The organism is Thermomicrobium sp., from assembly GCF_053493975.1.
The window spans coordinates 1-19,824 of sequence record NZ_JBRBZA010000071.1; the positions used below are offsets into that span (position 1 = coordinate 1).

General features: G+C 61.4%; 15 protein-coding genes and 1 rRNA gene. 4 read left to right on the plus strand and 12 right to left on the minus strand.

The window, feature by feature from the left end; genetic code table 11:
* A 16S ribosomal RNA gene (locus tag ACWIVK_RS11260) occupies nt 1-129 on the minus strand; the annotation flags it as partial.
* A 469-nt stretch (nt 130-598) separates the two neighbouring features.
* Here ACWIVK_RS11260 and ACWIVK_RS11265 point away from each other — a divergent pair.
* Entirely contained in the window at nt 599-1,375 is a 777-nt protein-coding gene (locus ACWIVK_RS11265) for a gamma-glutamyl-gamma-aminobutyrate hydrolase family protein (RefSeq protein WP_448576800.1), read from the plus strand.
* Nucleotides 1,376-1,438: 63 nt separating this feature from the next.
* Here the strand turns inward: ACWIVK_RS11265 and lon are convergent, their stop codons facing one another.
* The 4 genes from lon to ACWIVK_RS11285 all read right to left on the minus strand — a co-directional run bounded on the left by lon (nt 1,439) and on the right by ACWIVK_RS11285 (nt 7,256).
* Complete coding sequence (gene lon / locus ACWIVK_RS11270) at nt 1,439-3,943, minus strand: endopeptidase La (RefSeq protein ID WP_448576801.1); 2,505 nt, start codon at nt 3,941-3,943, stop codon at nt 1,439-1,441.
* A gap of 17 nt (nt 3,944-3,960) precedes the next feature.
* Nucleotides 3,961-4,410 (minus strand): Hsp20/alpha crystallin family protein, encoded by a 450-nt coding sequence (locus ACWIVK_RS11275; protein ID WP_448576802.1) that lies wholly within the window; start codon nt 4,408-4,410, stop codon nt 3,961-3,963.
* Nucleotides 4,411-4,543: 133 nt separating this feature from the next.
* Complete coding sequence (locus tag ACWIVK_RS11280) at nt 4,544-5,470, minus strand: decaprenyl-phosphate phosphoribosyltransferase (protein WP_448576803.1); 927 nt, start codon at nt 5,468-5,470, stop codon at nt 4,544-4,546.
* A 7-nt stretch (nt 5,471-5,477) separates the two neighbouring features.
* Nucleotides 5,478-7,256, minus strand: a complete 1,779-nt coding sequence (locus tag ACWIVK_RS11285; RefSeq protein ID WP_448576804.1) for a putative glycoside hydrolase — start codon at nt 7,254-7,256, stop codon at nt 5,478-5,480.
* A 245-nt stretch (nt 7,257-7,501) separates the two neighbouring features.
* On the opposite strand from ACWIVK_RS11285, the gene ACWIVK_RS11290 reads away from it, so the two are divergent.
* On the plus strand, nt 7,502-8,479 hold the full coding sequence (locus ACWIVK_RS11290) for a polyprenyl synthetase family protein (protein ID WP_448576805.1): 978 nt from the start codon (nt 7,502-7,504) through the stop codon (nt 8,477-8,479).
* Between the two features lies 1 nt (nt 8,480).
* Here the strand turns inward: ACWIVK_RS11290 and ACWIVK_RS11295 are convergent, their stop codons facing one another.
* Together ACWIVK_RS11295 and ACWIVK_RS11300 are read right to left on the minus strand one after the other, a co-directional pair.
* On the minus strand, nt 8,481-9,071 hold the full coding sequence (locus tag ACWIVK_RS11295) for a hypothetical protein (RefSeq protein ID WP_448576807.1): 591 nt from the start codon (nt 9,069-9,071) through the stop codon (nt 8,481-8,483).
* Between the two features lie 80 nt (nt 9,072-9,151).
* On the minus strand, nt 9,152-10,069 hold the full coding sequence (locus ACWIVK_RS11300) for a nucleoside hydrolase (protein WP_448576808.1): 918 nt from the start codon (nt 10,067-10,069) through the stop codon (nt 9,152-9,154).
* A gap of 82 nt (nt 10,070-10,151) precedes the next feature.
* Here ACWIVK_RS11300 and ACWIVK_RS11305 point away from each other — a divergent pair, with 82 nt between their 5' ends.
* A complete protein-coding gene (locus ACWIVK_RS11305; protein WP_448576809.1) occupies nt 10,152-11,777 on the plus strand; it encodes a TolB family protein in 1,626 nt (541 codons plus the stop codon).
* Nucleotides 11,778-11,786: 9 nt separating this feature from the next.
* Here the strand turns inward: ACWIVK_RS11305 and ACWIVK_RS11310 are convergent, their stop codons facing one another.
* From ACWIVK_RS11310 to lspA, 3 genes are read right to left on the minus strand one after another with little or no spacing between them, the layout of a single operon-like run.
* Entirely contained in the window at nt 11,787-13,097 is a 1,311-nt protein-coding gene (locus ACWIVK_RS11310; RefSeq protein WP_448576810.1) for a glycerate kinase type-2 family protein, read from the minus strand.
* Nucleotides 13,079-14,047 carry an RluA family pseudouridine synthase gene (locus ACWIVK_RS11315; protein WP_448576811.1) on the minus strand — a complete coding sequence of 323 codons (969 nt, stop codon included), beginning with the start codon at nt 14,045-14,047 and terminating at the stop codon, nt 13,079-13,081. Before ACWIVK_RS11315 ends, ACWIVK_RS11310 begins: the two co-directional genes overlap by 19 nt.
* Complete coding sequence (gene lspA, locus ACWIVK_RS11320; RefSeq protein WP_448576812.1) at nt 14,044-14,553, minus strand: signal peptidase II; 510 nt, start codon at nt 14,551-14,553, stop codon at nt 14,044-14,046. The genes ACWIVK_RS11315 and lspA overlap by 4 nt, the downstream gene beginning before the upstream one ends.
* A gap of 148 nt (nt 14,554-14,701) precedes the next feature.
* On the opposite strand from lspA, the gene murG reads away from it, so the two are divergent.
* Entirely contained in the window at nt 14,702-15,862 is a 1,161-nt protein-coding gene (murG, locus tag ACWIVK_RS11325; protein WP_448576813.1) for an undecaprenyldiphospho-muramoylpentapeptide beta-N-acetylglucosaminyltransferase, read from the plus strand.
* Here murG and radA read toward each other — a convergent pair.
* The gene (gene radA / locus ACWIVK_RS11330) at nt 15,798-17,210 is read right to left on the minus strand and encodes a DNA repair protein RadA (RefSeq protein WP_448576814.1); all 1,413 of its coding nucleotides are present in this window, start codon (nt 17,208-17,210) and stop codon (nt 15,798-15,800) included. The genes murG and radA overlap by 65 nt on opposite strands.
* Nucleotides 17,211-17,313: 103 nt before the next feature.
* Complete coding sequence (locus tag ACWIVK_RS11335; protein WP_448576815.1) at nt 17,314-19,767, minus strand: ATP-dependent Clp protease ATP-binding subunit; 2,454 nt, start codon at nt 19,765-19,767, stop codon at nt 17,314-17,316.
* Nucleotides 19,768-19,824 lie beyond the last annotated feature (57 nt).

Below are 19,824 nucleotides of genomic sequence, written 5' to 3' on the forward strand. Positions count from 1 at the left end.
GGGCAGGTTCCCCACGTGTTACGCACCCGTCCGCCACGGTCGGCACGCTCGCGCGTGCTCCCGTCCGACTTGCATGCATTAGGCACGCCGCCAGCGTTCCCCCTGAGCCAGGATCAAACTCTCCATCCCAAGATCACTCCACCAGACCTCGCCCGTCCTCCTGTGAGGACGAGCGAGGTTCTCAGTCGATCCGAGATGTCGGCCGCTTCCGGCCACGAGGGCTCGGTGCACTCGACCACACCCCAGTTGTCAAGGTGCTCGCGGAGCACTCCGCTCCGCCAGACGCATCAGATACTATAGCGAACCAACTGACCGCTGTCAAGGGGATCACTCGAGATCCACCGATCCCACGCTGTCCCCCTCGCCCGCGCACCACCCTCTTCCAGCCTCCCGGTCGTCTCCGCCAGTTCCCCATCACACGACAACAACCAGACCACTCTGCCCCACGCTCATCGGTACCGTGCTTGTTCCTCTTCGTCCACTCCTGAAACCTCTCCCGTCCATATTCCCGGCGCGGTATCATGCAAGGCGAGCGTGAACCGCTCGTGACTCGATACCACTGGAATCCGCCACTCGTTCGCTGGGAAGGGAGCGTTTGGTGCCACGACCACTCATCGGGATCACCCCCGATCTCGCAAACCAAGACGCCGCCCACGGGCCAACCGAGCGCCTTTTCCTCAACCTCGATTATGCGCAAGCCGTCTGGCGAGCTGGAGGCATACCCATCGTGCTCCCGCCGCTCGATGAGCCTGAAGTCTTCCTCAGCTCCTTGGATGGCCTTCTCTTCACCGGCGGCGGCGACATCGATCCCCAGCAGTACGGCGCAGCAACCACCCATCCCCTTACGTACGGCGTATCCGAGAGGCGCGACCACTTCGAAATCGCTCTGATTCGTGCGGCGCTCGAGCGTGACATCCCTGTCCTCGCCATCTGTCGCGGTATCCAAGTACTCAATGTGGCGCTCGGTGGTACGCTCTACCAGCACCTGCCCGACGATATCCCCAATGCTCTCAACCACCGCCAACACGAACTCGGCATCCCCTCCGGGGAGGTTGCCCACTCGGTCACCATCGTTCCCGATTCACTTCTGGCCCGTATCGTCGGCGCGACCGAACTGATGGTGAATTCCTATCACCATCAGGCAGTTGCAACGCTCGCTACCTCACTCCGGGCTGTAGCCGTCGCTCCTGACGGAGTCATCGAAGCCGTCGAGCTTCCGGGCCGCAGCTTCGTGCTCGCTGTCCAATGGCATCCGGAACGTCTTTTCGAGCGTTTCCCCGCGCATTTCGCCTTGTTTGCGACCCTGATCGATGCCGCCCGAGCAACAAGGCTTCGTCGACAGCCGGCACTCGCCCGAATCGAGGGCGAAACGTAATCGAAGGGGGCGGGTGTCGTCGCCCCGCCCCCTTCGCCGAAGGTCTGCGATCGACTCGTCCACTCAGCCGAGCGCGACGATCGATTCGACGGCCGCTTCCGTCTGCTCACCGCGACGACCAACTCGAGCCAGTCGCTGCTGGAACTCTTCCGGCATGGCGGCTTTGAGAACGTCATCGATCGTTTCCACCAGCACGAACCGCATGTTCTCGCGGAGTGTCGGTGGCAATTCGTCGAGATCCATTTCGTTGCGCTTCGGCAAGATGAACACCTTGATTCCCGCTCGTTGGGCCGCGAGCGCTTTTTCCTTGATGCCCCCCACCGGTAGTACTTGCCCACGCAGCGTGATCTCTCCGGTCATCGCCACATCTTCCCGTACCGGGATACCGGTCAGCAGGGAAACCAGAGCCGTCACCAGCGTGACGCCTGCCGACGGCCCATCCTTTGGAATCGCACCCGAAGGAACATGGATGTGAATGTCCGAGTCCTTCATGAAGTCCGGCTCGATGCCGAATTGCTCAGCTCGGCTCCGCACGATGCTGAGAGCCGCCTGGGCCGACTCTCGCATCACCTCGCCGAGTTGACCAGTGATGATCAGGTTCCCGCGACCAGGCATACGGGTCGCCTCGATGAACATGATGTCGCCACCCACTGGCGTCACCCCGACACCGATCGCCACGCCCGGCTGCGCAGTGCGTTCCGACAATTCCTCATAGTGGTATCGCCGCTTCCCGAGGAATTCGTGCACGAGGTCCACAGTGACCTCGCGCGGAATTTCTCGTCCCTCGGCGAGACGCGTCGCCAATTTGCGCGCGATCGCGGCGATCTCGCGCTCCAGGTTCCGCACGCCAGCCTCGCGCGTGTAATGCTGGATGATTTCGAGAACCGCCTCGTCACTGAAGACGAAGTCGTCCGGATTCAACGCGTGCCGACGGAACTGCTTCGGAATCAGATAGCGACGTGCGATCTGCAGTTTCTCCTCGTCGGTGTACCCGGACAGTACCAAGATCTCCATTCGGTCGCGCAAGGCCGGCGGAATCGTGTCCAAAACGTTCGCCGTCGCGATGAACATGACCTTCGATAGGTCGAACGGTACGTCCAGATAATGATCGCGGAACGAACTGTTCTGCTCCGGATCGAGGACTTCGAGCAGCGCCGAAGCCGGATCACCACGCCAATCCGTTCCGACCTTATCGATTTCGTCCAACACGAAGACCGGATCGTTCGTTCCCGCCCGACGGATCGCCTGGATGATACGACCCGGCATCGCGCCGATGTACGTACGCCGATGCCCGCGGATCTCCGCCTCGTCGCGAACGCCACCCAGCGACATACGAGTAAAGGCTCGACCGAGCGCGCGAGCGATCGACTGGGCTAGACTCGTCTTGCCGACACCCGGCGGTCCCACGAAGCAGAGAATCGGCTCGCGTCCAGGCTCACTGTCCTCCCCGCGCTCCTTGCGGAGGCGCCGGACAGCCAGATACTCCAGGATCCGCTCCTTGATTTTCTCCAGGTCGTAGTGATCCTCATCGAGAATCTGCCGCGCCCGGGCAATATCGATCTCGCCTTCAGTGCTGCGGTTCCAGGGTAGCGAAACCAACCAGTCCAGATAGGTCCGGATGACACCATATTCAGCTGACGCCGGCGGCAGCTTGCTCATCCGCTCGAGTTCGCGCAACGCCTCGCGGCGAGCCTCTTCCGGCATCCCGGACTGCTCGATCTTCGCCCGAAACTCGTTGATTTCTGCTTCCTGTTCGCTCGTCTCCCCGAGCTCGCGCTGGATCGCCTTCAGCTGCTCGCGCAGGTAGAACTCGCGTTGCGAGCGAGCGACTTCCTCCTGGACCTCGCTCTGGATCTTCTTGCCCAATTCCAGGAGATCCAGCTCGCGACTCATGAAGGCGTTCAGACGCAGCAGCTTGTCCCGCACACTGTCGAGTTCGAGCAGTGCCTGGCGCTCCTCCGGGTCCATCCGGAGATTGGACGCCAAGAGATATACCAGATGCAAGGGATCGTCGATGTTCAGCGCCGCCGTGACCAGCTCTTCCGGCAAGTTGGAAACCAGCGAGACGAGTCGCTGGAACAGCTCGAGCGCGGTCCGCGTCAACGCCTTGACTTCGATCGTATCCTCGACCAGTTCAGGAATCTCCTCGACGACCGCCTTCAGATAGGGTTCCTCGGCGACCCAGTCCACGATGCGCACCCGTCGCAACCCGTGGACAGCCAATCGCACGGTTCCATCAGGCACGCGCATCATCTGCTGGATACTGCCGATCGTCCCAACCTGATAGACATCGTCGGGACCGGCTCCCTCCTTCTTCGGATCCTTCTGCAAGACGAGGACGAGCAGACGGTCACCCGATGCGACATCGTCGATCAAGCGCAGTGACCGAGGCTGACCGGCAGCCAGGGGAACGACGGTCGTCGGGAAGACCACCGTGTTGCGCAGCGGCAAGACAGGCAGAAGCTTCCGCTCACGCGGTGCATCCTGCCCGACCTCGACCGCCTCTTCTTCCTCCATCGCTTCCTCTTGCAATGCTTCGAATTCTCGGTTGCGCAGTTCGTCCATCATCGATCGACTCCTCTAATTTAGGGTTCAGTCGTGGATCGGAGCGGGACAGTCTTCAGATGACCGAGCCGAGGCAGACGGACCTCCAGAAATCCACGCTCGTAGATCGCCTCCACCGCGTCGAGGTCAACAGGAAACGGCAGCAAAACGTCAGCCTCGAAGGGTCCGTACGCGATCCCCATCTCGTGGTAGGTCCGCCGCTGGCCTTCCTCGCGTGGTCTACGGACACCCGAGATCTGAAGCGTCGAGTCGTTTACGATCACTTCGATCTCGTCCTCGCGCAGGCCAGCGAGCTCCGCCCGGACGACCAAACCCCGTTCGTCTTCATAGACTTCGAGTGGCGGACGCCACGGGCGCGCCGCCATCCGCAGGAGCGGCGAGAAACCGACGTACCACGTCTGGAAGGCTTCCACGATCTCTTGCCGGATCCGGTCACGCTCCTGTCGCGTGCCACGCCGAACGATCAGCATGCTTCGATGCCCCCTTCATTGCCTTGCGCCGCTCCCGGATCACGGCGCTCTCTCGATCCGGCCGACTCCGCCTGGCAGTATACCACCACCCGGTATTACTTGCCAACGATCAGCGCAATTAAGTTGCTACACATCATAGCAGGTTCAACAGCTCCGGCCCATAGAGCAGAGCGAGCACCGCCAACCCCCAGCCCATGATGGCGATGAGCAGCGGGCGATCATCCAGGAGAACCTGCTCGGGCATACCGCCCAAATCGCGACGGTAAACGAGATACAGATAGCGAAAAATTCCGTAGAGAACGAACGGGATCGTCACCATCATCACGTGCCCGTCTGGAAGATTCGGCGCCGAAAAGGTGTAGAGCGCATAAGCCATGATGGTGGACGTCGCCGTGATCTGCAGAAACGCATCCAACAACGGTACCGGGTAATCGTCCAGCGTCCGCCGATGGATTCCCGCCGCTTCTTCGAGCAGAACTACCTCGTGTCGTCGCTTCGCGACGGCTAGAAACAGCGCCAGAAGAATCGTGCACACGTATAACCACGGCGAAAGCGGAACATGGACCGCAGCTGCCCCACCCCAGATCCGGAGGACGAAGCCTCCCGCGATCGCCAGCACGTCGACCAGGACGACATGCTTGAGCACGAGACTATACGCTGCCATCAGGAGAACGTACGTAGTGACCGCCAGGAGAACCGATCCACCCACGACCAACGCCGCGCTGACAGCCAAGATGAGCAAAACGACGATCGCACCCCAGACCTGCCAACTGCGGAGTCGCCCCGCAGCAACAGGGCGATAGCGCTTTAAAGGATGACCACGGTCGGCCTCGGCATCACGCCAATCATTGAAAAAATAGACCGCACTCCCCGCCGCGCTGAACGCGACGACGGCGAGAAGACCACGGCCGATCTGCACAGGATCCAGGAGTTCACGCCCGAAGATGAGCGGAGCCAAGACGACGGCATTCTTCAACCATTGCCGTGGACGTGCAGTGACCATAAGGTCACGCAGAAGGGATAGGGTTCCATGAACGGACGCTACCGACGACCACGCCATCGGTCGTTCATCCATTCGCCTCGAGAGCCGCTTCTTGGTAGACACTGTCTGCGTTCCACAACATCCACGAGTCGAGCCCAGCATCGTACACCGCTCGAATTTGGGCGCGTACCTCATCCGGTCCATACGGTTTGCCACGTCCGTAAGAAAAATCTTGCAACCACGGTCGGACCTTGGCACGAGCCTCGGGCACGCGCTTGAGCCCATTCTCGAGACTGTACCGCATCACTTCGTACGGATGGTCATTCGGTATCTCGAATCCGAGTGATCCGCTCCAGAAATGCGAGGGATAGAGCATCGGGCAAACGTAATCGACCACCCCAGCCACCGCTTCCAAATTTTGTCCGATGCCACTGTCACCCAGTTCCCACATCGTCAGTCCGAAAATGTCTGCGGCCAGATACGCCGGTGTCGGCAAGAGTGCTTCATGCGCGCTGCGCAGGAATGCAGCGATCGCTGCCGTCCGGTTCTCCGCAGTGTGTGCAACCCCGTAATCGGCCTTCTGCAAGGGACCGTCCGTTGGAAAGCGGATGTAGTCGAGCTGGATCTCGTCGAATCCCATCGCCGCGGCCTCGACCGCCAGCGCGATGTTGTAGTTCCACACTTCTCGGCGATACGCATTGACCCATGCCAAGCCGTTCCAGGTCCGCCATGCCTGCCCAGTCGTGCGGTCCTTGATTGCCCATTCCGGCCGCGCCTCAGCCAGGATCGGATCCTCGAAAACGACGATCCGGGCGATGGTATAGATCCCGCGCGCCTTCAGGTCCTTGACCAACTTCACTGGGTCCAGGATCGGACGAACCGCACCGACCTCGCGAGCCAACTCGACGCGCGTGTCATAATAGACATACCCTGTGCTGTCCTTCAGATCGATGACGACCGCGTTCAATTCGGTTCGGTCAACGAGCTGAAGCCGCTTCTCGAGGGAGTCCGGTTTGGCAGCGACCAGCGCATTGATGTAGATAGCGCGGATCACGATCGGCTCCAGCGCAACATCGAGTCGAAAGTTTTCGGGTACGGTCAAGACGGCGGCACGAAAACCGGGAGCCTTGACGAAGATCTGATCGCCAACAGAGACCCCTTTCAATCGGAAGGATCCATCCTCACCCGTCTCGACCCATCCCCGCGCCGCCGCGACCAGCGCCCGTACCGGTCGGCCAGCTGTGTCCCGCACGAGGCCGAGCACCACATCAGGTTGCAGGACGGCATCCAAGCGTGTCTGGTCGTTCGCGAGCATGACGACCATCGGCGCATAGTCCGGATGCTCGATGCGAATCTCAGCCCCCTCAGGAACACCGCGCAAAAGGTACTGCCCACGAGAATCCGCTTCCGCGGTGGCGATCGTCGTCCCGGCCTTCACTGCTCGAATGGTGGCCCCAGCGATCGGTACCCCGTCGCCGCGGCGCGTCACCGATCCTGTAACGACATTGGGCCGCAGCTCGATGCGGACACGTCGCACGCGCTCTCGGTCCAGCTTCAGGAGAACCGCATCGTGGTCCGGTGCACTGACTCGGATCGTCTCTTGAGCGCGTACCGACAGCCGAACGCGTCCTGCACGATCCGTTTCCCACGCACCACCGTCGGTTTCGATGACCGCACCTGCGATCGGATTACCAGTTGCCCGATCCACCACGACCACTTCTATCCGATCATCACGAAACCACAACACATAGGCAGCCGTGAGCACCCAGAGAATGAGCGGGATCAGGAGCCCTGCCGCACTCACAGGCCAGCTCAGACGACGCTCGACCCGTCGTGGACCGATCCGTGTTCGGCTCGGAAACACGCTCCCGGCTCCGTTCTCCGCCCCATCCCGCACTCTGCTTTCCGTTGCGGCGCAGTATGCCACAGGTCCACAAGCAGATCGTGACCGTGCGAACGCTCGTCTCTATGGGTCCGCCACATGCTCGGTCACTCCGGCATACCTGTATCAGACTTTTGCGGCTTTCCTGGCACTGAGTCTTTGAGCCATACTAGCAGTAGCTGCCGCCCTTGGGCAGCTGGTGTACGAGACAGGAATTTGGGGGCCCTTTGGACTTCGCCACAGTCTTGCACCGCATGCGACCTGATCTTCAGCGCGTCGAAGACCGCCTCTTGGAAGAGACAGCGCTCGAGTTTCCGCTGGTCGGCGACATTCTCCGGACGCTCATCTTAGCTGGCGGCAAACGCCTGCGCCCACTTCTCCTTCTTTTGGCTGCCAAACCATTCCGTTACGATCTCGATCGCCTGGTTCCCGCAGCGGCTGGTATCGAGCTCCTCCACACCGCCTCGCTCATCCATGACGATTCTCTCGATGGCGCTTCGGTTCGTCGTGGTCAGCCAACCCTCAACGCTCTTTTCGATCCTTCGATTGTGATCATGGTCGGCGATTACATGTTCGCGCGCTCAGCCATGCTCGCCGCTTCGACGATGAATCCCCGTGTTCTCGCGGTTTTCGCTCGCTGTCTGGGCAGTATTTGCGATGGACAATTGCGCGAACTCTTCGCCGCTCGGCGAACCGATGTCTCGCTGGACGACTACCAGCATCGGATCTATGGGAAGACCGCATCATTGTTCGCCGGCTCAGCCGAGATCGGCGCCATTCTGGCAGAGGCTCCGGACGACCAGATCGAGCTCCTGAGAGACTTCGGTGGAGCCATGGGAATGGCATTTCAGATCGTGGACGACGTCCTCGATTTCCGTGCTACCGAAGACGAGATTGGGAAACCTGCTGGGCAAGATCTCCGCCAAGGTACTGTCACGCTTCCGATTCTCCTTTTCTTCAATGGGAAGGCGACGACAGAAGAACGCGCCTTCGTCGAACAAGTCATTGCGGAGGGGGCGCCGGATGACGACGCTTTGGTGAGAGCGCTCCAGTTGATCCGCACGTCCGGCGCGCTGGAGGACGCACTGGACTACGCCCGACGGTACGTGGAAGACGCCAAGGCACTCCTTGCCGGTCTTCCACCGACCGAGGGCCGAGACATGCTCGCTGCGGTCGCCGATCACGCGCTGACACGCCGGCTCTAGCTCAGAGCGCGATCAGACTCCGTTCGTACATCCGTTCGAAGAGGCGTTCCCAATAGCGCTCACCAGGAGCCACACGCTCGATCTCGAACGCGAGTTCGTGCGGCTGTGCCGGCGTGATCAGGATCGTCGAAAGGCGATGCTGGTAACGTCGCTCGACTGCTTGATCCAAGAAGACCAACTCGTGTCGATGCTGCGGGAGCACCCCAGCGACGATCAAAAGATCCGAAACCATCATTTTGGCGAGATTGTCACGCGAGACGCGTGTTGCGATATCGTACTCCTGACGAACACGCCCTTGCAGCGCCTGACGTTGCGCGGCCAAGGACTGGAGTTCGACCTCGACCATGTACGCGTTGAGCGCGAAGTCCCGCCAGGGGACAAAGTAATACGTGTACAAAAGCTGGTAATCGGCGAGCCGTCCCAAAATGAAGGCCGTTATGCGCGTACCGCGCTGTCCACGAGCATTGAAGATGAACCAGCCATGCCCTGCTCGAAGATGCTGATCGAGCGCTTCGAAAAATTGCGTCAGCCGGCTGAGAAGATCCATGTCTTGGAGTGACGGCTGCTCCCGCGGTAGCGTCTCACCGCTCACGACTCTCGCCTCCAGTCGCCGGGCTCTCACCCGGTTCGCTTCCTGATACGCCTATTATGGCGCATCAGATGGTGGCCACGTCACCCCTTCCCATCGAGGCCGAGCGCCCGCTCCAAGAAGGCTCGCGCACCGTCCCTGTGCACTCGGTGCGCAACTCGCGCTCGTCCATCGGGATCGCTAAGGTAGACCGTTTTCCCCGCCACCTCCTCCGTCTCCGTTCGCACGATCACCTGCCCACCAACCCAGTCGATCAACTCGTCCCGCACCGCAGCCATGACCGCCAGAGGATCATGCAGTGCAAACGACGTCAGCCCACGTTGCTCGAATGCCCACCGGCCGACTTCGCGAGCGAGTATCGGTCGCGGATCGCTCGCGTTTCCCAATCGTTCCCATCGAGACCGGTCGAACCGCACCAACTCGGTGACATCTAGGCCCACCCATCGCGTCCGGAAACCCGCCCGGGCCACGAGCGAAGCCGCTTCCGGATCGCTCCAGATATTGAACTCAGCAGCCGGCGTTACGTTTCCTGCCACAGCGAAGGCGCCACCCATCACGACCACTCGATCGATCAAAAAGGGAAGGTCCGGCTCGAGTCGCAGTGCGATGGCCAGGTTCGTCAACGGGGCGAGGCAGATGAGGCAAAGTTTTCCAGCATAGCGACGTGCCGCTCGAACGATGACTTCCGGCGCACTCGTGTCGAGTATCGGTCCACTCCGCTCCACCGGCAGCACCGCTCCACCTAAACCGTCCGGTCCATGATAGGCGCGGGCATCTCGATGTTCGCGGAGGAGCGGACCGGCCGCACCTTTCGCAACCGGAATCGAGCGCGCCCCCAGCCAATCGAGGACGAGGCGGGTGTTTCTCGTCGCCTGGCCCACATCGACGTTTCCCGCCACCGTGGTGACCGCGATCAAACGCAAGTCCGGCTGCGCCAGCGCCAGCGCGAGTGCCAGCGCATCATCGACTCCGGTATCGACATCCAGGATGACGGGCTGCATCGCATGCACCTCTCGACTCGACCGCGATCGAACGCTCCGCGCTAGGTATACTCGCCGCGGTCGAACGATGGAGGAGCCTTGCGTGCAGGTCATCCGAGGTACCCGATCGACGCGGCGCTTCAATGCCTTCCTGCTTGCTTGCGCACTCTTCGTGGGGTCGACGGCTGTCTCGGTTCCCTCGCTGCACGCACAGATGACCGACTATCGCTTGGAACTTGCAACGACGTCCTCGCTCGGCATCGGGCTCAGCCACCTCGATGCCTCCGCCACAGTGCTGGTCTGGGAAGATCACCGTGCCGGAAACGCCGACGTGTACGCGTTGGATCTCGAGGATAACCGGGAGTTCCGACCCGACCGTACTCCCGGCGTTCGCTCTCAGCCTGCGATCAGCGGCACGCGCATCGTCTGGGTGAGCGGTGCGGATCCTGCCAAGGCGCAAATCGCCGGAACGGACATCGCGACTGGGATAACCTTCACGGTTACCGACGACCCAGGTCCTGTGGAGCAGCCAGCGATCGACGGAACGCTCGTCGCCTGGCGAGAGCTCCGGGGAGCGCACGGTGATATCCGCGCCAAAGATTTGGCGACCGGCGAAACGTTCACTATCACTTCCGACAAAGCCAATCAGAGCGCGCCGCGCGTGCTGGGAGATACGATCGTCTGGCAAGACTTTCGCAACGGGAACTGGGACCTCTACCAGTGGAATCGCACGACCAGGGCCGTCACGCCACTCGTCGCGACTCCCGACGACGAAGTCGATCCAGTCTTGAACCAGCAATTCATTGCCTTCCGACGCCTCCGGCGGAGCGGTGGGCCACCGGAACTGGTCCTTCTCGATCGGCGGACAGGCACCGAAACAGTGGTCAGCGAAGGTCATCACATCGGTCGCCTCGCCTTGAGCGACCGCTTGTTAGTCTGGGAAGATTGGCGCTCCGGTTTGCCGGAAATCTACGGCTTCGATCTCGAGCAGCAGACCGAGTTCGCAGTCGCGCGCTCGCAGCGAACGGTTTGGCCTGCAGTCTCGTCGCGCGCTCTCGCCTGGATCGCCGAACTACCGGGCGGACGTGGCCGTGTCCAAGCACTCGCGATTCGGCCGCGCCTCCCCTCCGATCCGCAAGACCCGCCAGCGGTGCGTTCAGCCGATCGACTGTACTTTCCCCAAACAAAGCATTACCTCAGTGGTGGCTTCAAATGGTTTTGGCAGACGCACGGCGGTGAACGGCTTTTCGGCTATCCACTGACTGAGGAGTTTTCCGTGACCGATCCATCCACCGGGGAACAGATCGTCGTGCAGTACTTCGAGCGCGTTCGCCTGGAGTATCGTCCGAACGCACCAGAGGACCAGCGCATCGCGATCGGCCGCTTGGGCGCCGAACTCACCGCCGACCGAGCATTCGCGCCAGTTGCCCCCTTCCCAGACAGCACCGACCGACGCTACTTTCCGGAAACCGGCCACTCGATCGCGTATGGCTTCAAAGAGTTCTGGGAGAAAAACGGTGGACTCGCCATCTTCGGCTACCCGATCAGTGAAGAGTTCACCGAAAACGGTCGCACTGTCCAATATTTCGAGCGAGCTCGTTTCGAGTACAATCCCAACGCCACGGACGAAGAATCACGCATTACGCTCGGTCTTCTCGGGCGCGAAGCCCTCCAACGGATGGGCTGGTTGCCGCGTCCACCGATCGATACCACTATGCTCACACGGTGACCAAACGGCTCACTCGATAATCGCGAGGTAGAGATCGTTCACGTTCGTGCCAGTCAATCCGGTCCGTACCAGGGCATCGACCCGCTCGAGCACCGTGGCCGAATCGTTTTCGCTCAGCGCGCGTCCCGCGTCGATACCCTGCACTCGCAACGCTGCGACCGTCGTCGAGTCGACCACCGCTCCCGCCGCCCCACTCGTGCCGTCATCCCCGTCGGAGGCGAAGCTCGCGATCGTAATTCCAGGGGCATCCTCGAGCGACAGCGCTGCAGCCAGCGCCATCTCGGTATTCCGCCCCCCTCGCCCGCCTCCACGAACCGTCACCGTGAGCTCACCCCCGGCGATCAGTGCGACGGGAGGTGCCCACGGTTGTCGATCGCTGCGCACCGAACGGGCAAGTGTCGCCCAAAAACGACCGAACTCCCGAGCCTCACCTGTATAGCGCGTGCCGCAGATGACGGGGGGCAATCCCCAGGCTTGACACGCTTCGGCAGCAGCTCGGACGAGAACCGTGACATCTGCCAGTATGACGGTCTGCAAGACGTGAGCGAGCACAATCCGTTCTGACTCGGGTTCGCTCAAAATCGCTCGCACCCGCTCCGGTAGTCGCTCCCAGACACCGAGCCGTTTGACAGCGGCCACGACATCCTCGAGAATCGTCGCTGGTTCCACGGTCGGTCCGCTGGCGATGACCGGGAGCGGATTCCCCAACACATCCGAAACGATCACATTGACGACTCGGGCTGGTGCAGCAGCCCGCGCCAGACCTCCCCCCTTGATCCTGCTGAGACGTCGCCGAACCGCATTCAACAACCAGATATCGGCTCCTGCCCGCAGCAGCTCGTCTGTGGTCAGCACGAGGTCATCGAGGGTCAAAGGATCGCGTGGCACTTCGGCCAAGGCAGAACCACCACCAGAAAGGAGCACGAGGACGAGATCAGTGGAATCCAATCCTCGGACGGCTTCGAGCAAGGCCTGTCCAGCTTCCAGACTGCGTGCATCGGGCACCGGGTGCGCGCCCGGTATCACTCGACACCCGGCGAAATCACGTTCGTTCCAGCTATCGGCTTTGGGGACGACGACACAACGCGTGACTCGGCTCCCCAGCACCGCAAGCGCTCCACGCGCCATGGGGGCAGCCGCCTTGCCGAGCGCGATGACGACGAGCTCGTCCGTCGGCTCCAACCGATGCGGAACGCCCCGTACGACGAGGAATCGTTCAGTCAAGTGCAGCGCCTCGCGAACCGCGCGTTCGGGATCGACCGCGCTCAGCGCCTGGTGGAACACCTTCTCGGCAAACGCCTTCAGTCTCGGACCGGGCATCGCGCCTGTTCCTGCTCGCAGTGACGCAGTGCCTCGAGAACAGTCCGCAGATCGTAGGGAAGCGGTGTCTCGAGCTCGATCGCTTGACCGGTCGCGGGATGCACGAAACGCAAGTATCGGGCATGCAAAAACTGGCGCGGCACCGGAACACAGAAAGGCCGTTCGCCACCGTACTGCGTGTCCCCAACGACTGGATGCCCGATGAATGCGCAATGCACGCGGATTTGATGCGTCCGACCTGTCTCGATCGTCACGTCCAGGAGCGTTGCGCAGCAGAACCGTTCCATCACGCGAAAATGGGTGATCGCTGGCCGTCCCCAGGATACCACTGCCATTTTGGTCCGCTCGACCGGATCGCGACTGATCGGGGCATCGATCGTACCAGAATCCGGCTCGACCACACCATGGACCAAAGCCGTGTATTTCTTGACCACGCTTCGACTCTGCCACTGCTCGAGGAGCGACAAGCGAGCCGCTTCCGTCTTCGCCACGACGAGTAGCCCCGAGGTGTCCTTGTCCAATCGATGGACGATGCCAGGACGATGACTCGGCTGCACCTGAAGATTCGGCCTGATCGCCTTCAAGGCATTCACTAGCGTCCCATGCTCGTGACCAGGAGCCGGATGAGTCACGATCCCCGGCGGCTTGTCGAAGACGATGATATCCTCGTCTTCATAAATGACCGGAATAGGCAAGAACTCCGGTTCCAAATCAGTCGGTGGCTCCACTGGCGGGAGATAGACCTCCAGGCGATCGCCATAGCGGACACGCTGCGCTGGCTTGCACGGCTCACCATTGACGAGGATCGCGCCGCGCTTCATCAGCTGTTGCACGAAACTACGACTCATACCAGTCACCCGACTGGCGATCAACTTGTCTAGTCGTTCGCCATGTTCCCGCTCGGAGATTTGGAGAACGAGTCGAATCGCTTCACGTGATCGAACCGTCATCGAATCTGATGCTCCGCGTCGATCCTCTCTGCTTCCGGTGCTTTTGGCGACTCCTGTTGCCCTTGGCGCAGGAGCACGTACAGTACCATGAGAACGCCGATAGTGATCGCACTATCAGCCACATTGAACGTCGGCCAAAACGGGAAATCGATGAAATCGACGACGAAACCGTGACGAAACCGGTCGACCAGATTACCGACCGCTCCACCTAACTGTAACCCCAGAGCCAGTGCACCGGGCCAGTACCGTACGAGCTCCCGAAACCAAACGACGAGCGCAACAACGACACTGAAGGCGAGAAAACCAAGCAATGGGTTCTTTCCCTGAAAGAGACCGAACGCTGCCCCCGTGTTTTCGACATAATAAAACCTTAGCAATCCGGGCACGATCATGACCTCCGCATGAGCTGCACCCGGCGCCAAAAAGGTGAGCACGAGCGCCTTGCTCAGCTGATCCACGACCAGAACGATCGTCGCCACAACGGCGACCATACTCCATCCATGCACCGCCACAGCTCCTTCCGGCAGAGCCTGTTCACATCCGGCTCGTGCCCTCGTGTGTCTTTCGAATTCTACCCTCACCCCTCCTGCTGTTCGCCTGTTCACAGACGCAGGACACGCGGTACCATCGCAGACAGGGATGAGGGGAGAGAACGTGCGCGCACCATTGCGCATCGTGATCGGCGGAGGCGGCACTGGAGGCCACACGTTTCCCGCCGTGGCAACCCTCGATGCGCTCGCCAAGCTCACCGAGCTCGACATTCTTTGGATCGGATCACGGAGAGGAACCGAACGACAGGTCGCGCGCGAGCGGGGACTCCGTTACCGGTGGATCCCTACGGGCAAACTACGCCGCGAGTTGACACCCCGAACACTCGTGGATCTCGCGCTGATTCCACTCGGGATCACGGGAGCCTACTATGCGATGCGTACCTTTCGGCCCGCCATCGTCTTCGCCACCGGTGGATACGTCAGCGTCCCCGTCGTGATCGGAGCCTGGCTCGCCCGTCTCCCGATCGTCATCCATGAACAAACCGCGGTGGCCGGACTGGCGACACGAATCGCCGCGGCCTTCGCTGACGTCGTGGCGATCTCGTGGGAAAGCACCCGTGCTCACCTGCGAGCACGATCCATCGTGCACACGGGATTACCGGTCCGCCGTGACCTTCTCGGCGGGGATGCAGACCGCGCACGCCGGAGCCTGGGACTTACCGACGAGCTTCCGATCGTCTACATCACCGGCGGAGCACTCGGCGCTCACGCGATCAACGAAACGGTTCGCCAGTCTCTTCCCCACCTGCTGGCGATAACACAGATCGTCCATCAGTGTGGGCCAACGAGTGTCAATGGTGATCTGCCACGCTTGCAGCAGGCCCGCGCTCAACTTCCGGAGTGTCTCCAGCAGCGATATGTCGTTCGAGAGCGCTTCACTGAGGAACTCGCTGACATTTACGCGGCAGCAGACTTGGTGATCGGACGAGCAGGCGCGAGTACGGTCGCCGAAATCGCAGTGCTCGGCAAACCGGCTCTTTTCATCCCGCTTCCTGGTGCCCGCGGAGACGAGCAAACGGCTAACGCACGTTTGCTGGCGGATCGCGGAGCAGCGATCATCCTCCCGCAAGAACAGCTCACCCGATCGCGTCTCGTCGAGCTGATCCGACATCTTCTGGACGACCCCGCGCAGCTCCGGTCGATGGGCGAGTTGGCTCGCACTCTGGTCATACCCGATGCAGCGGAGCGACTGGCGATGCTCATTCTTCGAGTTGCCCACCGCGAGAGAGTCGATCCTGTACCGCGCGTACCGCTAAAGAACTGACCGCCTGCGCGATCGAACTAACAGGAACGATGCGGAGCTCGCTGATGGGTGACGAAATCCGCGCCGCTGCCGGAACGTACGCGGAACGGAAGCCCAGGCGGGCTGCCTCTTGGAGGCGCCGCTCGAGCCCATGCACGCTGCGTACTTCCCCCGCCAGCCCCAGCTCACCGATGAAGACGGCATCGTCATCGAGCGGTAAACCGCTCGCCGAGGAAGCGATCGCAAGGGCGACACCGAGATCGGCCGCCGGCTCGACGAGTCGATAGCCTCCAGTCACATTGACGAAGACGTCCTGCTCACCGAGCTTGAGTCCGGCATGCTTCGCCAGCACGGCTACGAGGACTTGTAAGCGTGTCGCATCGAAGCCAGTAGCGATCCGCCGCGGTGTCCCGTATCCCGCGAAACTCGTCAACGCCTGCACCTCGATGAGAAAGGGTCGCGTCCCCTCCAACGTGACCACGACGGCACTCCCGGTGGCATGCGACGCCCGCTCAGCAAGGAAGAGTGCTGAGGGATTGCTCACATCGAGGAGTCCGCTGTCCGTCATCTCGAAAACACCGATTTCGTTGGTCGATCCGAACCGATTCTTGGCTGCTCGCAGCAGCCGGTGTTGATGGAAACGCTCTCCCTCGAGGTAGAGAACGACGTCCACCATGTGCTCGACGACGCGAGGACCCGCGATCAGACCTTCCTTCGTCACATGCCCGACGAGGAAGACGGGTGTCCGCGCGCGCTTCGCGAACTGCAAGAGTTGCGCCGTGCAGTCGCGAACTTGCGAGACGCTCCCAGGCGAAGACTCGCTGCTGCTCAGGAAGACTGTCTGAATCGAATCGACGATGAGCATGGCTGGATCGAGCTCTTGCGCGACTTCGATCGCGCGATCGAGCGCGGTCTCCGCCAGAATCAGCACCCCGTCGCTGGTCGCACCCAGTCGGTCTGCGCGCAATCTGATTTGCTCCGGTGACTCTTCCGCAGCAACATACAGTACCCGCAGTCCCTCGCTCGCCAATCGCAGCGCCGTCTGCAGGAGCAGAGTCGATTTGCCGATTCCCGGGTCGCCACCGAGCAACACCAGTGCTCCAGGAACCAAGCCACCGCCGAGGACACGATCGAACTCTGGTGATCGGAGCGATAGGCGCGTTCGTTCGGCGCTGGTTACACGTGAGAGTTCCTGCACTGGGACGCCAGTTCCTTTCGCGTCTCCTGTTGCCGGGGCAGTTTCTACCGCTTGCTCGACCATCGTGCCCCATGCACCGCACGAAGGACAGCGCCCGTAGTAGCCCGAACTTTCCAGCCCACACGACTGGCAAACCCAAACCGTGCGACGGCGTGTTCGACTCCGTGGCACGAATCCTCCTCTCCCAGTGAGAACACCCGTTCGAGTGACAAGTATAAACGAACACGGCACTGGCCGAAACCAGTGCCGTGCCTCGGTACGAAAACCTACTCAGTTATGAGACCGTACTCAGCGCTTCTGCCGGCTCGATAGTGAGCAAGTCGTCGCGGACATCGATGACGACGGTGCTTCCCGGCTTGAACCGCCCAGCGAGGATCGCTTCCGCCAACGGATCCTCGATCAAGTTCTGGATGATCCGCCGCAATGGACGGGCTCCGAACTGTCGGTCGTAGCCGCGCTTCGCCAAAAGATCCTTTGCTGCATCGGTGACTTCGAGGCCGATCTGTTGCTCCGCCAGCTGCTTGCGGATCCGCTTGAGTTCCAGATCGACGATCTGTCGAACATGTTCTGGCGTCAGCGGATGGAAGACGATGACCGCATCGATCCGGTTCAGGAACTCCGGCCGGAAGGTCTGCTTGAGCTGCGAGAGGACTTTGTCCTTCATCGCAGTGTAATCAGCTTGCATCTTCTTGGTTGGATCGTCAGCCACCGCAAAGCCGAGGCTACCTTCGCGCTGGATCAGTTCCGCCCCGATGTTCGACGTCATGATCAGGATGGTGTTCCGGAAGTCGACGCGCCGGCCTTTGGCATCCGTCAGGTTCCCGTCCTCCATGATCTGGAGGAGGATGTTGAACGCTTCCGGATGCGCTTTCTCGATCTCGTCGAGCAGGATCACCGAATACGGCTTGCGGCGCACCGCTTCCGTCAGCTGTCCACCTTCCTCGTACCCGATGTAGCCGGGCGGCGCCCCCACGAGACGCGACACCGTGTGCCGCTCCATGAACTCGCTCATATCGATCTTGATCAGCGCATCCTCGCTACCGAACATGAACTCAGCGAGCGCACGCGCCAAGAGTGTCTTCCCGACTCCCGTCGGTCCGAGGAAGATGAAGGTCCCGATCGGTCGCCGCGGATCCTTGAGTCCCGCACGAGCACGGCGCACAGCTCGAGCGAGCGTCGAAATCGCTTCGTCCTGCCCGATCACGCGCTCATGCAGCGCTTCCTCCATATGGAGCAGGCGCTCGCTCTCCTCGGTGTGCAAACGGGTGAGCGGAATACCCGTCCACATCGAGACGACCTGCGCAATATCCTCTTCCGTGACGACCGGTTCTTCCTGGCCCTGTTCTTCGCGCCAGTGCTGCTCCAGTTCGTGGATACGCTGCACCAACTGCCGCTCGCGCTCACGCAACTCGGCAGCCAACTCGAACTCCTGGCTCGCCACTGCGGCATCCAGCTCGCGTCGCAGCGACTCCAGCCCGCGACGAGCCTCCTTGAGCGACGGTGGTGAGGCAGAGCGATACATCCGGACACGCGATGCAGCCTCGTCCACCAAGTCGATCGCCTTGTCGGGCAAGAACCGATCGGTCACGTACCGTGCTGCCAACACAGCAGCCGCATGAAGCGCCTCATCCGAAATCTTGAGCTTGTGATGCTCCTCGTACCGCTCACGGATCCCCTTGAGGATCTCGATCGTTTCCTCGACAGTCGGCTCGTTCACGATGACGGGCTGGAATCGCCGCTCCAGTGCTGCGTCTCGCTCGATGTACTTCCGATACTCGTCGAGCGTCGTCGCACCGATCGTTTGCACCTCACCACGCGACAACGCGGGCTTCAAGATGTTCGCGGCATCGACAGCTCCCTCAGCCGCGCCAGCGCCGACCAACGTGTGGAGTTCATCGATGAACAGGATCGTCCCCGACTCCTTGACCTCCGCGACGATCTTCTTGAGCCGTTCTTCGAACTCGCCGCGATACTTGGTTCCAGCGACCAACGCACCGATATCCAAGGCGACCAGGCGCTTGCCCTGCAGGGGCTCCGGCACGTCACCGGCAACGATCCGCTGGGCCAGCCCCTCTACGATCGCGGTCTTGCCGACGCCCGGCTCTCCGATCAAGGCCGGGTTGTTCTTGGTCCGGCGCGAGAGGATCTGCATGACGCGCTCGATTTCGTTGTGCCGACCGATGACTGGATCGAGCTTCCCGAGCCGCGCTGCCTCGGTGAGATCGAATCCCAGCGCATCGAGATAAGGCGTCTTGGTCTGCTGCGCACGCTGCTGGTAGGCCGTCCCTTGTGCCAGCACCTGTAGAACCTGCTGGCGCACCTTTTCCAGGTTCACACCGAGGCTCTCCAGCACGCCCGCAGCGATACCCTCACCCTCGCGAACGAGCCCGAGCAGCAGATGCTCCGTTCCGATGTAGTGGTGCCCGAGCCGGCGCGCTTCATCAACGGCATACTCGATCACCTTGCGAGCGCGCGGAGTCAGCCCGATCTCACCGACGACCGTGCTTTCCCCTCGCCCGATGATGAACTCGACGGCACTCCGCACCTTAGGAAGCTGCACACCCATGCTCTGCAACACCCGTGCAGCGACACCTTCCCCCTCTCGCACGAGACCGAGGAGCAGGTGCTCGGTGCCGATGTAGTTGTGGTTGAAGCGTCGCGCTTCCTCTTGGGCAAGCGCGAGCACTTTCCGGGCTCGTTCCGTGAACTTCTCGAACTTGTCCGCCATAGCACACACTCCCGGGCGAATGCCCGTCCTCACTCAAGAGATGTCGGCAAGAAAGCC

Bases quoted from the DNA above. Each gene is read 5' to 3' on its own strand.
- lon (WP_448576801.1), bottom strand. From the start codon at position 3,943: ATGATGGACGAACTGCGCAACCGAGAATTCGAAGCATTGCAAGAGGAA.
- ACWIVK_RS11275 (WP_448576802.1), bottom strand. From the start codon at position 4,410: ATGCTGATCGTTCGGCGTGGCACGCGACAGGAGCGTGACCGGATCCGG.
- ACWIVK_RS11280 (WP_448576803.1), bottom strand. From the start codon at position 5,470: ATGGCGTGGTCGTCGGTAGCGTCCGTTCATGGAACCCTATCCCTTCTG.
- ACWIVK_RS11300 (WP_448576808.1), bottom strand. From the start codon at position 10,069: ATGCAGCCCGTCATCCTGGATGTCGATACCGGAGTCGATGATGCGCTG.
- ACWIVK_RS11310 (WP_448576810.1), bottom strand. From the start codon at position 13,097: ATGCCCGGTCCGAGACTGAAGGCGTTTGCCGAGAAGGTGTTCCACCAG.
- ACWIVK_RS11315 (WP_448576811.1), bottom strand. From the start codon at position 14,047: ATGACGGTTCGATCACGTGAAGCGATTCGACTCGTTCTCCAAATCTCC.
- ACWIVK_RS11335 (WP_448576815.1), bottom strand. From the start codon at position 19,767: ATGGCGGACAAGTTCGAGAAGTTCACGGAACGAGCCCGGAAAGTGCTC.